General features: G+C 74.7%; 8 protein-coding genes and 1 pseudogene. 6 read left to right on the forward strand and 3 right to left on the reverse strand.

Going from position 1 to position 13929, the window contains the following annotated elements:
- Window positions 1-184: 184 nt before the first annotated feature.
- Window positions 185-1753 (forward strand): NlpC/P60 family protein, encoded by a 1569-nt coding sequence (locus ABVB68_RS19215; protein WP_353602284.1) that lies wholly within the window; start codon window positions 185-187, stop codon window positions 1751-1753.
- A gap of 244 nt (window positions 1754-1997) precedes the next feature.
- Window positions 1998-3362: an FAD-dependent oxidoreductase gene (locus tag ABVB68_RS19220; RefSeq protein ID WP_353602285.1), complete on the forward strand. Its 1365-nt coding sequence runs from the start codon at window positions 1998-2000 to the stop codon at window positions 3360-3362.
- 127 nt (window positions 3363-3489) lie between these two features.
- On the opposite strand, the gene ABVB68_RS19225 is transcribed toward ABVB68_RS19220, so the two are convergent.
- Together ABVB68_RS19225 and ABVB68_RS19230 are read right to left on the reverse strand one after the other, a co-directional pair.
- Window positions 3490-4500: a hypothetical protein gene (locus ABVB68_RS19225; protein ID WP_353602286.1), complete on the reverse strand. Its 1011-nt coding sequence runs from the start codon at window positions 4498-4500 to the stop codon at window positions 3490-3492.
- On the reverse strand, window positions 4497-4895 hold the full coding sequence (locus ABVB68_RS19230; protein ID WP_353602329.1) for a PadR family transcriptional regulator: 399 nt from the start codon (window positions 4893-4895) through the stop codon (window positions 4497-4499). The genes ABVB68_RS19225 and ABVB68_RS19230 overlap by 4 nt, the downstream gene beginning before the upstream one ends.
- A gap of 679 nt (window positions 4896-5574) precedes the next feature.
- Between ABVB68_RS19230 and ABVB68_RS19235 the strand changes: the two genes are divergently transcribed.
- Entirely contained in the window at window positions 5575-6939 is a 1365-nt protein-coding gene (locus ABVB68_RS19235; RefSeq protein WP_353602287.1) for a hypothetical protein, read from the forward strand.
- 82 nt (window positions 6940-7021) lie between these two features.
- Window positions 7022-7312: a DUF1232 domain-containing protein gene (locus ABVB68_RS19240; RefSeq protein WP_353602288.1), complete on the forward strand. Its 291-nt coding sequence runs from the start codon at window positions 7022-7024 to the stop codon at window positions 7310-7312.
- A 162-nt stretch (window positions 7313-7474) separates the two neighbouring features.
- On the opposite strand, the gene ABVB68_RS19245 is transcribed toward ABVB68_RS19240, so the two are convergent.
- Window positions 7475-9175, reverse strand: a complete 1701-nt coding sequence (locus tag ABVB68_RS19245; protein ID WP_353602289.1) for a hypothetical protein — start codon at window positions 9173-9175, stop codon at window positions 7475-7477.
- A gap of 427 nt (window positions 9176-9602) precedes the next feature.
- Here ABVB68_RS19245 and ABVB68_RS19250 point away from each other — a divergent pair.
- A pseudogene (locus tag ABVB68_RS19250) lies at window positions 9603-10266 on the forward strand (PP2C family protein-serine/threonine phosphatase); the annotation flags it as partial.
- Between the two features lie 452 nt (window positions 10267-10718).
- Window positions 10719-13343 (forward strand): SpoIIE family protein phosphatase, encoded by a 2625-nt coding sequence (locus ABVB68_RS19255; RefSeq protein WP_353602290.1) that lies wholly within the window; start codon window positions 10719-10721, stop codon window positions 13341-13343.
- The last annotated feature ends 586 nt before the right edge of the window (window positions 13344-13929 follow it).

Raw genomic sequence — 13929 nt, forward strand, 5'->3', positions numbered from 1 at the left:
CACACCTACGTATCGGGCATTTCACACCTCAACCTTCACACGGGGCACACACGTTGGCTAGGTTGACGCGAGGCCGCCCGGCTCGGCCCCGGCCGGTAGCCGTGTGGTCCGGCGCCGGGTGCTCGTCACGGCCGGACGAAACGGCCCAACTGCCCCTCGTGGGTGAGGAAGGAGCACGTCTTCCATGGCGCCGGAGAACCGCGACGAGGTACGGCGGCGGATCGACTACCTCTACAGCCAGGCCGAGGACGCGACCGGGAACTTCAACGCGACCCGGGCGAGGGCGGCAGGCACGCGTTCGCGGGGAGTCCCGCTGGCCAAGCGGCGGGGCCGGAGCTCGGATCCGGTGCTCGACGAGGTGGCCCGGCAGTGGTTCGACGCGGCACGCGCCGAACTCGGCCCCACCGTCCCCGCTGCCCTGCCCGCCGACCGGCTGCCCACCGCGCCTGCCGCACCGGCCCGTTCCCGGGACCGCGTGACGGACGGGCTCGCGCCGGGCAGAGCCCTTGAACGGTGGGCGGACGGACGGCCCGACACCGCCCTTCCGGGCGGTGAACGGCCGGCCCTGGACACCGGGCCGACCGGACGGCTGCCCGAACTGGAGCGGGGCGCCGACCGCGCGGTGGCCGAACTGGAATCCGGCGCGGGGCGCACGGTGGCCGCACTGGAGCCGGCCGCCGGAGTGGCCGGCTTCGCGGCGGAGTCGACCGGTGGGGCCGTACCGGACCCGATCCGGCTCGGCGGAGCCCCCTCGGTGCCCGAGGCGCCCAGTTTCGGTACGGCGAATACGGGCGCGGCCGTGAGGGGGTCGTCCAAGTCCGAAAATCGGCGCAAACTCGCCGCGGCGCGGGAGCTGTTGGCCGGACACACCGCCCGCGGCGCCGTACCCGACACCGGCGCACTCACCACGCTCACCGCCCCAGAGGCCCTCGCCATGCCCGGCGCCGGGGCCTTCTCGAACCGGAGCACCACCGGCACCGGCTCACTCTCGGCACTCACCGACACCGGCTCACTCTCGGCGGTCACCGACACCGGCTCCCTCACCGTCTTCCCCGGCACAGGAGCCTTCGCCGCGCCTGCCATCGACACCGGAGCCTTCGCCACCCCCGTCACCGACACCGGCTCGCTCACCGCGTACACCGACACCGGAGTCTTCGCCGCCCCCGTCATCGACACCGGCGCCCTCCCCCAGTGGGGCACCACCGGCACCGCCCCCCTCACCGCGTACACCGACACCGGAGTCTTCGCCGCCCCCGCCATCGACACCGGCGCCCTCCCCCAGTGGGGCACCACCGGCACCGCCCCCCTCACCGCGTACACCGGCAGCGGGGCCTTCGCCCAGCTGGGCGCTGTCGCGGGTCCCCTTCCGGTGCCGGTCCCCGAGTCACCCCGTGCGCTGCGCGCCGCGAAGGCGATCGCGTTCGCGCGGGCGCAGGTCGGCAAGCCGTGCGTCTGGGGCGCGACCGGGCCGGACTCCTACGACTGCTCCAGTCTCACGCAGGCCGCGTGGAAGGCGGCCGGCGTCACGCTGCCGCGCGCCGCGCACCGGCAGGCTGTCGCCGGCACCCCGGTCACGCTCGCCGGTCTCGAGCCCGGTGATCTCGTCCTCTTCTTCGACGACGACCGGCACGTCGGGCTGCATGTCGGCGACGGCATGATGGTCCACGCCCCGGGGCCCGGCTCGTCCATCACCGAGGAGTCGATCTACGGCGCCGGGGAAGCGGCGATCCACCGGATCATCAGACCCGCCTGACGTCCGGGCGTCCCTCCCGTCCGCACCCCTCGGCGTCCGGGCGTCCGTCCGTCCGCACCCCTCGGCGTCCGGGCGTCCCTCCCGTCCCCACCCCTCGGCGTCCGGGGGCCCGCGCATAAGCGGCCCCTGGGTCAGGCATAAGATCACCTTATGGGGTCATAGACCGGACCCCGGTACCAACTTAGGATTGCCTCAGTTTAGGCTCCCAGTCGAGTCGTCATCTTCGCTCGAAGGGAACCTGATCATGCCGCGCCCCCTGCGGGTAGCCATCGTCGGAGCCGGTCCCGCCGGGATCTACGCCGCCGACGCCCTGCTCAAGTCCGAGGTGGCCGCCGACCCAGGTGTGTCCATCGACCTCTTCGAGCGGATGCCCGCCCCGTTCGGCCTGATCCGGTACGGCGTCGCACCCGACCACCCGCGCATCAAGGGCATCATCACCGCCCTGCACCAGGTGCTGGACAAGCCGCAGATACGCCTGTTCGGCAACGTCGACTATCCGTCGGACATCAGCCTGGACGACCTGCGCGCCTTCTACGACGCGGTGATCTTCTCCACGGGCGCGATGGCCGACCGTGAGCTGACCGTGCCGGGCATCGACCTCGACGGCTCCTACGGCGCCGCCGACTTCGTCTCCTGGTACGACGGCCACCCGGACGTGCCGCGTACGTGGCCGCTTGAGGCCGAGAAGGTCGCCGTGCTCGGCGTCGGCAACGTGGCGCTCGACGTGGCCCGCATCCTCGCCAAGACCGCCGACGAACTGCTGCCCACCGAGATCCCGGCGAACGTGTACGACGGGCTGAAGGCCAACAAGGCCGTCGAGATCCACGTCTTCGGCCGCCGCGGTCCCGCGCAGGCGAAGTTCAGCCCGATGGAGCTGCGCGAGCTGGACCACTCCCCGAACATCGAGGTCATCGTCGACCCCGAGGACATCGACTACGACGCGGGCTCCATCGAGACCCGGCGCGGCAACAAGCAGGCCGACATGGTCGCCAAGACCCTGGAGAACTGGGCGATCCGGGACGTCGGCGACCGCCCGCACAAGCTGTTCCTGCACTTCTTCGAGTCCCCCACGGAGATCCTCGGCGAGGACGGAAAGGTCGTCGGCCTGCGCACCGAGCGCACGGCTCTCGACGGCACCGGCAACGTCAAGGGCACCGGCGAGTTCAAGGACTGGGACGTCACCGCCGTCTACCGCGCGGTCGGCTACCTCTCGGAGAAGCTGCCCAAGCTCCCCTGGGACATCGACTCCGGCACCGTCCCGGACGAGGGCGGCCGGGTGATCGAGGAAGGCGGCGCCCACCTGCAGTCGACGTACGTCACCGGCTGGATCCGGCGCGGCCCGGTCGGACTGATCGGCCACACCAAGGGCGACGCCAACGAGACCGTGGCCAACCTGCTGGACGACCACGCCCATGGCCGTCTGCACACGCCCGCCTCGCCCGCCCCGGAGGCCGTGGACGCGTTCCTGGCCGAGCGCAACGTCCGCTTCACCACCTGGGAGGGCTGGTACAGGCTGGACGCCGCCGAGCGCGCGCTGGGCGAGCCGCAGAGCCGCGAACGCGTGAAGATCGTCGAGCGTGAGGACATGCTGCGGGAGAGCGGGGCGTAGCACCCCCGGCCGGCGGCTCCACGGGCGGACACCCGTCCCGGATCCCGGAGCCGTACGGGGGGGCCGGCGCCGAGGTGCCGGCCCCCTCTTCCGTGTGCGCCCGGGTCCGCCCGGGACTCGGGTGGCCTCAGCGCCGGGCGAGCTCCCGGCCGCCCACCACCGCCAGTGCCGTGACGAGCACGGCGAGCGCCGCCGTCTGCCCGAGACCGCCGCCGACGATCACACCGGCTCCCGGCACGTGCCGCCAGGGATACAGCGCGGTGAGCCGGGCGGCCAGCACCAGCAGGCCGAGGGCGGCCAGGGCGAGCGCCGCGCCGGGCGGGGTGCGGTCGGTTCGGCGAGCGCGCCACAGGAGCCAGCCGAGCGCACCGACGACGAACCCGGTGGCCGGTGCCCACACCGCGTCCGCGGCCGACGGCACCAGCACGACGGACGCACCCATCACCACGCAGCCGGCCAGATAGACCTGCCCGGCGGAACCGACCGGAAGCCGGGCGGCCGGCGCGTCGCGGTGCTGGGCGGCGCACAGCGCGAACGCCGCCGCCCAGGCCAGCAGCGCGCCGGCCGTGGCGTACGGCGCATCCGGCGGCACCCTCTCGCTGACCAGCGGTCCGACCAGCGGCCAGACCGTGGGCAGGGCGGCGCCGAGCGCGGCGCGGCGGGCGAGGCGACGGTGGTCGTGGGCCAGGGCGAAGTAGGCGACCGTCCACAGCAGGGGCAGGACCCAGGTGACGACGGCGGACACCGCGACGGCGGTTCCCTGGCCGGTGAAGCCGGTGAAGCCGGTGAGGAAGTAGTGCCGGCCGGTCGCGCCCCGGGTCGCCGCCCAGGTCAGCTCCAGGGCCCGGTCGACGACCGCGGAGGCCGCCTGCAACAGGACGGCGAACAGCGCGAACTGGCGCAGACCCGAGCCCAGGAGGGCGTAGCGCCGGGGCGCGCCCGGCCCGCCGAGCCTGCTGCGCACGGCGAGGGCCACGATGCTCGCCACCTCGCCGAAGGTGGGCCGGCTCTGGTCCTGGACGGACGGGTCGACGTCCCACAGGTACGTCTCGACCATCTCCTCCTCCCGCTCCCGGCGGTAGTAGGCGGGGAGCAGGCGCAGCACGGCGCGGTAGCGGGCCTCGAGCAGCGTGGTCATGCGTAGCCTCCCGCGAGTCCGGGTGGTGCCGGTGGGGGTTCGAGCCCGGCGGGGCCGTCGGTGACGGGCCGGCCGGGGGCGCCGGCGCGGCGGCCTTCGGCTATGCGCCGCTTCGCGGCCCCGGCACCGGCCGCCATCCGCTCGGCCTCAGCATCGAGAGCCGCCACACCGTCGTCGGTGAGCCGGTAGTAGCGCCGCAGCCGGCCCTCCCGGACCTCCTCCCGGTCCAGCAGGATCAGGCCGTCCGTGGTGAGCCGGTCCAGCACGCCGTAGAGGGTGCCGACCCGCAACTGCACCTCCCCGTCGGACAGTTCCTCGACCTCACGCAGGATGCCGTAGCCGTGCCGCGGCTGGTCGGCGAGCGCGGTGAGGACGAAGAACGCCGCCCGGGTCATGCTCTTCGCTGTCACGCTCCCAGGATATATCGGCTGCCGATATATTTCGCGCGACAGGAAAAAAGAGCGGCCGCGTCGGGTTCGCCCGGGTGGGAGGTGAACGGGGTCCGCCCCTGGGCGGATGGGCGGGCGGGCCCCGTTCGCCTGACCATTGTGGGCGTCGCGGAAAGGCTCGGACACGTGCGAACCGCGGCCCTCCGACGCGTTCCGCGCGCGCCCCGGGTGTGGAATGCAGGCCCGAGTGAGGGGTGCAGCTGCCGGACGGGCGGAGCAGTGGCGGTCGAGCGGCGCTGCTGCAAGGCGGGCGGGGCATGCCCCGTGCGCGGTGCGCGGCCCGTGCGCGGTGCAGATCACGGTTGAGCCGTGCAGATGCCGGGCGGGGTGGCAGACGCCGGTTAAGCAGCGCTGCTGCCGGGCGGGCCGGGCATGCCCCGTGCGCGGTGCACGGCCCGTGCGCGGTGCAGATCACGGTTGAGCCGTGCAGATGCCGGGCGGGGTGGCAGACGCCGGTGAGCGGCGCTGCCGCAAGGCGGGCGGGGCATGCCCCGTGCGCGGTGCGCGGCCCGTGCGCCGGGCGTGCGCCCCTCGCCACGCGCCGGTCCCCGGCACCCGGCGGACATGTCCGGCCGCCGAGTGGTGATACTGATAGGCGGACCTGCCCCCATCAGCAGATTGGCTCATGTCGAACTCCGCCACGGACCGCGCCGTCATCCCGCCAACCCTCTGGGCGGCCCGCGGCCGTCACACCGGTCCCGCTCCCGAGGACGTCGTCCGGCGCACGCTGCGCCGGCGCAAGGACAGCGGCGACATCGACGACTTCACCGAACCTCCCGCACCCGCGGACGCCGCCCACCGGGTGTTCGAGGCCCGCTGGCGGCCGGACGGGGCGGTGACCGTGCGGGCCCGGCTGACCCTCGTACCCCTGGCCGCCCGGCCACAGGGGCACGAATGGCGGCTCGTCGCCGAGGCGGAGCGCCCGTGGGACGAGGCGTGGCCCTCGCCGGCGACCCTGTTCTGGCCCGAGGGCGGGTCGAGCGAGCAGGAGGACGGCTGCTGGGACCACCACGCCACCCTCGCGGATGTGCACCTGCGCCAGGTCAACGCTCTGCCCGCGGACGACAAGGAGATGCGGCGCCGGCTGCGGGACGCGGCGCGCGAGGCCTGGTGCGTCAACATCGTCGTGCACGAGGCCATGACCCCGGACGAACGGGGCCGGCTGCCGCTCACGCGGCTGCTGCCGCCCGGCCTGAGGCACCGCGTGGTGGAGCACCGGGCCGCCCCTCACCAGTTCCGTGCCGTGAACTGGGCGCTGAAAGTGCTCGGCGTCGAGGTGCCGCGCGGCGGTGCCGTGCTGCTGCCACCGGACCCGGCGCCGAAGGACTACGACGGCGGCCCGCACACCGTGCGCAACGTCTTCCTGGACGGATCCGAGCCCACCGAACTCCTCGCCGCTCTGCGGCACTTCGTCGCCCTGCCGCGACCCCTGCCGAAGGACGCCGAGGAAGCACTGACGGATCTGCGGGACAACTGGACCCTGTTGACCCTGCGGGAGGAACTGGAGCACGAACGGCGGCTGGTCGCCGTGTACGCCGAGGCGCTCGAGGCGATGACGAGGTCCCGGGACCTGTACAAACAGGCCGCCGAACAGACCCTGGAGGCGCTGTCCGCCTACCGCGACGTCCCCGCGCCCGCCCTGCCGCAGCAGCAGCGGTCCACCTCCCGCACGCCCGGCGCGCTGCAACAGTTGACACGGACGTTCGAACGGCTGAAGTTCACCGCCAAGGGCCAGCGGCCCACGGCACTCGCCGTGGACGGCACGGACCACGCCGAACCCGTGGACCGCGTGCCTGACTCGGACGAGGCCGAGCGCACGTACCGCGCGGTCCCCGCCGACAGCGCGGTGCGCATGGACCACGCCGACAGCACGGACCGCGGGGACGGCGGCGCGGACCGCACGGGTGCCACGGACTCCGATGAGGGCGTGGGCCGTGCGGAGGGCCTGAAGGGCGCGGCGGGGGCGGCCGGCCCGGACCGGTCGTCGTAGCGCGAACGTCGGTACCGTCGTAGTCCTCGTGCCGCAGAGCGCCGGTACCGTCGTAGTCCTGCGTACCGCAGAAGGAGGCCGGATGGATTCCACCACCACGACCCTGCTGGTGGTCGGCGTCGTCGTCGCGGCGGTGCTCCTCGCCGTGGCCGTCGCCCTGCTGGTCCGGCTGGTGCGCGCCCGGCGCACCCTGCGCCGGGCCGGCCTGCCGACTGGCCCGCGCTGGGTGTTCTGGGGCGCGGTGGCCTACCTGCTGCTGCCCACGGACCTACTGCCCGACCCCGTCTACCTGGACGACATCGGCGTGCTGTTCCTCGCGCTGCGCAGCGTGCGCGGCGCGAGGCCGTTGCCGCCCGGGACGACCGATCTCTGAACGCCGGCCCGGGACGAGCGATCTGTGAACGCCGGCCCGGGACGAGCGGGCCCCGGACACCGGCCGGAACGACTGGAACCCGGACACCGGCCCGGTGCCGCACCACGGGCAGGTGAGGCCCGAGTTCGCCGCACCGGCTCTGTCGGACGCGGGCGGGGTGGCTCAACGTCCGCTCCCAGCCACGGAGTTGCCCGCGATGAGGGTGGCCGTCAACGTCGCCAGAGCCGTGACGGCGGCCACCGTCGCCACTGTACCGGCGAGCCAGGGCGGGGCCAGGGTCGCGTCCCACACCCGAGACAGTCCGGGCGGGCTGAACCGGCCGAGCAGCCGTCCCGCGGCGAGTACCGTCGTGACCCCGACGGCGGCCGTCGTGGCGACGAGGCGGGCCTGCGCGGCCCGGGCGGGAAGGGCCAGGGCCAGCAGCATGCAGAGCCCCGCCTCGACGACCGTGGCCCCGAGGGCGCCCTGGGACAGGCCGGACCAGTAGCGCGGGGCGTGGGCGATCCCGCACAGCAGCACCAGCACCGTGGCGGCGCGAGCGCCCCACAGCGAGACGGCGAGACTCCGGCCGCCGCGGGAGTCGCTCCGCACCGGCCCGTCCATCATGTGCCCGTCCTGCGCGTGCCCGGCCTGTGTGTGTCCGTCCTGCGCGTGCCCGGCCTGTGTGTGTCCGTCCTGCGCGTGCGCGGCCTGCGCGTGCGCGGCCTGTGCGTGCGCGGCCTGTGCGTGGCCATCCTGTGCGTGCCCGGCCTGCGCGTGCCCGGCCTGCGTGTGCCCGCCCTGCGTGTGCCCGTCCATCGCGTGTCGGCCCGTCACCGCCCGGCCCGTCACTGACCGGCCCGTCACCACGCGGCCCGGCGTCGGCTGGTCCTCCCCCGAGCGCTCGTCGGCCGCCCGGTCGTCCCCCAGCCGGCCGCCCCGCGTCAGATCGCTCCCCTCCAGGTCCTCCGCCGCCCTGTCGTACGCCATCCGCTCGTGCGCCAGCCTGTTGCGCGCCGGCCGGTCGTTCCGCATCGGGCCGTTCGGCGTCCGGTCGTCCCGCGTCCGGCCGTTCGGCGTCCGGTCCTTCAAACCGGGCACGGCCGCCAAACCGGGCACGGCCGCGACCGGTGACGCGGCGGAGGAGGAGGCGGCGGCGGACGATGTGGCAGTGCCCGGGGGCACGGTGGCAGCCGGCGACGCGGCGGCCGATGTGCCCATGGCGGCACCGGGCCCGTGGCCGGCGGTTCCGGACCGGCCGCCGGGCGCCTCCCGCTTGCAGTCGGCGGGCGCGGCGGGCACCGGATCGGTCAGCGGGTCCTGGTCGACGGACCGGTCCGCGGCCAGCAGGCTGATCAGCTCGGCGAGTTCCTCGACGGGCCGGCCGACGGCCGCCGCCCGTACGGCCGCCTGCCCGCAGTGCGGTCCCACCGGCGTGCGGTGCAGCAGCCGCATCAGCCGGGTGACCTCGTCCAGGGGCCGGCGCTCGGCGGCGGTCCGGATCGCCTCGTCCGCGCTGTCGGAGCCCCGGGGCTCCTCGGTGAGCAGGGTCACCAGGCGCGTGACGTCCTCCACGGATCGGCCGACCGCGGCCGCCCGCAGCGCCTCCGCGGTGGTCCGGGCGTGCTCGGGCGAGCGCTCCAGCAGCGTGATGAGCCGGACGACGTCCTCCACGGGGCGGTCGGCCACGGCCGCGCGGACCAGGTCGCCCAGCGGATCACCGTACGGCGGCGGATCGTCCTGGAGGGGGACGTCGCGTACCTGCTCCAGGAGTGGTGCGGAACGTATCGGGAGCCGCGCGGACAGGCTGGGGACGCCGGGAACGGCAGGTGCGGGAGTTATGAGGGAGTCGTCGGGAGGGGAGGACGAAGAGCTGACGGTCATCTCGGCTCCAGGAGAAGGGTGCGGCCGCACCGGCGCCCCCGCGTGCGGCGCGCGGCGTTACGCAGTCCATTACTAGGAGTGGGCAGGCGGCCCCGCCACCGGGGTGAGGCAGTGGTGTGAGCCGGCGGTGCGGTGGCCGACCGTGCGAGCCGACGAACACGGCGACGGACCCCGCGAACCGGCGACCACGACGGCAGACCCCGTGAACCGGCGGACACGACGGCCGACACTGCGAACCGGCGACCACTGCGACGGACCCCCCGAACCGACGGCCGCGACGGCCGACCTCGCGAACCGACGAACATGACGGCCCACCCCGCGAACCGACGACACGACAGCCCACCCCGCGAACCGACGGACACGACAGCCCACCCCGCGAGCCCCGGGCAACCCCGAACCCCACCACCCCACACGACCAGGCGCCCCCCATCTGCCGGGTTCGCAGGGCATGGACGTGGGCGGCGACTGGTACGACGTGGTGGCGGCCGGGGACGGGCTCGCGCTCGTCATCGGCGACGTGCAGGGGCACGGGGTGCAGGCCGCGGCCACCATGGGTCAACTGCGCAGCGAAGGTCCGCGCGTTCGCGCTCGGCGACCGGCCGCCGGACGAGGTGCTGAGCGGTACCGACCATCTGCTGATCGACCTCGATCCCGGGCAGTTCGCCAGCTGCTGCTACCTGCGGCTGGATCCGGCCAGCGGCCGCGCCCGGGTGGCCCGCGCGGGTCATCCGCCGCCCGTGCTGCGCTGCCCCGACGGGCGGACCCGGGTGCTGGACATTCCCGGCGGCGTGGTTCTCGGGGTGGATCCGCGGGCCCGGTACCCGGTGACCGAGCTGCTGCTGGAGCCGGACGCGATCCTCGCCCTGTACACCGACGGCCTGGTGGAGCGGCCGGGCGCCGACATCGACGAGAGCATCACGGCGTTGCGGCTGGCGCTCGCCAGGGCCGGTGCCGCCGCCGGACGGCGGGGCGGGCGGTCGCTGACGGGTGTCGCCGACCGGCTCACCTCCACCGCCCGGCAGGCCGCGGACCGCCCCGACGACATCGCCCTGCTCCTCGCCGTCCGCCGCGCGACACCCACCCACCGGTGACCCGCCGGCATCCCGCTGCCAAGCCGACGGCCCCCGTCAACAACCGTGTCGCAGGGGGCCGTTGCCCCGCCGCCCGGGACCCGGTGGCCGACGACATCGCGCAGTCGCCCGCGCCCCGCTCCGGCGCCCCGGCGACATCACGCAGTCGGCCGCCGCCCGCACCGATGACCGACCGGCGCCGCGCCACCACGCGACGCCCGCCCGCCGGCCCACAACCCGCAACGGCACGCCGCCACTCAGCGCCCACGCCGGCGAGCGGCCGGCGCCGTTGCGGTCCGGCGGGCCTTGCCTGTGGTCACACCCTCGCCTGACGGGGCCGCGCGGTGTAGACATGGCACATGGTGCGACTGCCCGGCCGGCCCGCGACTCGGCCGCCCCTTCCGCTCTGGCCGTCGCACGCACGGCGGGGCCCGGGTCCGAAGGACCGGCAGGCGAAGGGCGATCGGGCGGGGATGCTGCGGTCGGCGGTGACCGGACGCAGCGTCGCCGGACAGGTGTTCCTGCTCCAGGTGGTGATCGTGCTGCTGCTGGTCGTCTCGGCCGTGGTGGCACAGGTGTTGCAGGTCCGCAACGACACCGACGACGAGGCCGCCCATCGTTCCCTGGCGGTCGCCGAGGCCTTCGCCGAGGCGCCCGGTACCGCGGCCGCGCTGCGCTCCCCGGATCCCACGGCCGTACTGCAGCCGAGGGCGGAGGCCGTCCGCCGGGCGACCGGAGTGGACTTCGTCGTCGTGATGAACACCGACGGCGTCCGCTACACGCACCCGAAGACCGATCGCATCGGCAAGAAGTTCGTCGGTTCGATCGGCCCGGCGGTGGCCGGGGGCACGGTCACCGAGCACGTCGAAGGCACGATCGGCCCGCTGGTGCAGGTCGTGGTGCCGGTGAAGGACAGAGGCGGCAAGGTGGTGGGGCTGGTGTCGGCCGGGATCACCACCGCGCACGTGGGCGGGAGGGCCGACCGGCAGCTGCCGCTCCTGCTCGCCGCGGCCGCGGCGGCGCTCGTGCTGGCCACCGCGGGCACCGCCCTGGTCAGCAGGCGCCTGGTGCGCCAGACGCACGGGCTCGGACCGTACGAGATGACCCGGATGTACGAGCACCACGACGCGGTGCTGCACGCGGTCCGTGAGGGCGTGCTGATCGTCGGCGGCGACGGCCGGCTGCTGCTCGCCAACGACGAGGCGCACCGCCTGCTGGGCCTGCCCGAGGACGCCGAGCGGCGCAGTGTGCTGGAGCTGGGCCTGGACGAGGAGACGGCGTCCCTGCTGGCCTCGGGGCGGGTCGCCACGGACGAGGTGCATCTGGTCAAGGACCGGCTGCTGGCGATCAATCAGCGGCCCACCGATCTGCGCGGCGGACCGGCGGGCAGTGTCACGACACTGCGCGACTCCACCGAACTGCGGGCCCTGTCCGGCCGTGCGGAGGTGGCGCGGGAACGGCTGAACATGCTGTACGAAGCCGGGGTGGGCATCGGCACCAGCCTGGACGTGACCCGCACCGCCGAGGAGCTGGCCCGGCTGGCGGTGCCCAGGTTCGCGGACTTCGCGACGGTGGACCTGTTCGAGGCGGTGCTCGGCGGGGACGAACCGAGGCCCGGCACCGCGCTGGTCCGCGCCGCCTGCGCCGGGATCCGCGAGGACGCCCCGCTGTACCCGGTCGGCGAGCGCATCCGGTTCGCGGCCACCTCGCCGCAGGCCCACAGCCTGGCCACCGGGCAGTCGGTGGCGGCGCCCCGGCTGCGCGGGACGTCGGGCTGGCGCCCCCGGGATCTGGAGCGCAGCGGCGAGGTGCTGGCGTACGGCATGCATGCGCTGATCACGGTGCCGTTGCGGGCGGGCAGCCTGGTGCTGGGCGTGGCGAACTTCTGGCGGTCGCAGACGTCGCAGCCGTTCGACTCCGAGGAACTGGCCCTGGCCGAGGAGCTGGTGGCGCGGGCCGCGGTGTCCATCGACAACGCCCGCCGCTACACGCGCGAGCACAGCATGGCGGTCACGCTGCAGCGCAGTCTGCTGCCGCGGTCGCTGCCCGAGCAGGGCGCGCTGGACATCGCCTACCGCTATCTGCCGGCGCAGTCCGGGGTGGGTGGCGACTGGTTCGACGTGCTGCCGCTGTCCGGGGCCCGGGTGGCGCTCGTCGTCGGCGACGTCGTGGGGCACGGGCTGCATGCGGCGGCGACCATGGGGCGACTGCGCACGGCCGTGCACAACTTCTCGTCGCTCGACCTGCCGCCCGACGAACTCCTGGGTCTGCTGGACGAGTTGGTGGGCCGGATCGACCAGGACGAGACCCCGCCGGAGGGCGGCGCCGTGGTCACGGGGGCGACCTGTCTGTACGCCGTCTACGACCCGGTGTCCCGGTTGTGCACCATGGCCCGGGCCGGTCATCCGCCGCCCGCGCTGGTGCGTCCCGACGGCGGCGTGGAGTTCGTCGACCTGCCCGCGGGTCCGCCGTTGGGCCTGGGCGGGCTGCCGTTCGAGACGGCCGAGCTGGAGCTGCCGGAGGGCAGCCGGCTGGTGCTGTACACCGACGGGCTGGTGGAGGACCGGGAACGGGACATCGACGAGGGGCTGGAGCTGCTGGGCGACGCCTTGCGCCGCGCGCCGGGTGCCTCCCCGGAGGAGACCTGCCGCAGAGTGCTGGACCGGCTGCCGAACCGGCCGAGCGACGACGTGGCACTCATCGTGGCCCGCACCCGGGTGCTGGGCGCGGACCGGGTGGCGCAGTGGCAGGTGCCGTCCGATCCGGCGGCCGTGTCGCGGGTGCGGGCGTCGGTGGCCCGGCAGTTGGCCGACTGGGGTCTGGACGAGCAGGCCTTCGCCACGGAGCTGATCCTGAGCGAGCTGGTGACCAACGCCATCCGCTACGGGCGCGGTCCGATCGGGGTACGGCTGCTGCGTGAGCGCACACTGATCTGCGAGGTCTCCGACCGCAGCACGACCTCGCCGCACCTGCGGTACGCGGCGAGCACCGACGAGGGCGGCCGGGGGCTGTTCCTGGTCGCGCAGCTGGCCGAGCGGTGGGGTACCCGCTACACCCGCCAGGGCAAGATCATCTGGGCGGAGCAGCCGCTGCCCTGAGCAGCCGCCCGGTGTCCAGGCCCGTCGCGCACGGGTGTTGAGGCGACGGCGGGTGTCCCAGGTCCGCCCGGTCCCCGGGGACGACGAGGGGCCCGCGGATCGCGGCGCGGTGTTCGCCGCGTTCGCCACGGCCGTCGGGGACGACCGGCCGTGCGGCGACCGCGGGCGTCCGTGGTCCGCCGGGCCGGTACCGGATTGCCGGTCCCCCGGGCAGGTCGCCAGTTCCGGCCCGCGGGGCCGGCGGGGGCCCGGTCCGCGGACCCGTAGCGCGTTCCCGGTCGGCCCGAGCGGGTACGAGGGTCAGCCCGGGCAGGTACGACGGCCAGCCCGGGCAGGTACGACGGCCAGCCACTGGTGAGGCGGTCGGCCTGAGCAGGCGACGGTCGGCCGAGCGGGTACGACGGCCAGCCCGAGCGGGGACGACGGTCAGCCGCTGGCGAGGCGGCCAGCCCGAGCAGGTACGACGGTCAGCCCGGGCAGGTACGACGGTCAGCCACTGGTGAGGCGGTCGGCCTGAGCAGGCGACGGTCGGCCGAGCGGGTACGACGGCCAGCCCGAGCGGGGACGACGGTCAGCCGCTGGCGAG

It is taken from the genome of Streptomyces sp. NPDC096012 (assembly GCF_040426375.1).
GTDB lineage: Bacteria > Actinomycetota > Actinomycetes > Streptomycetales > Streptomycetaceae > Streptomyces.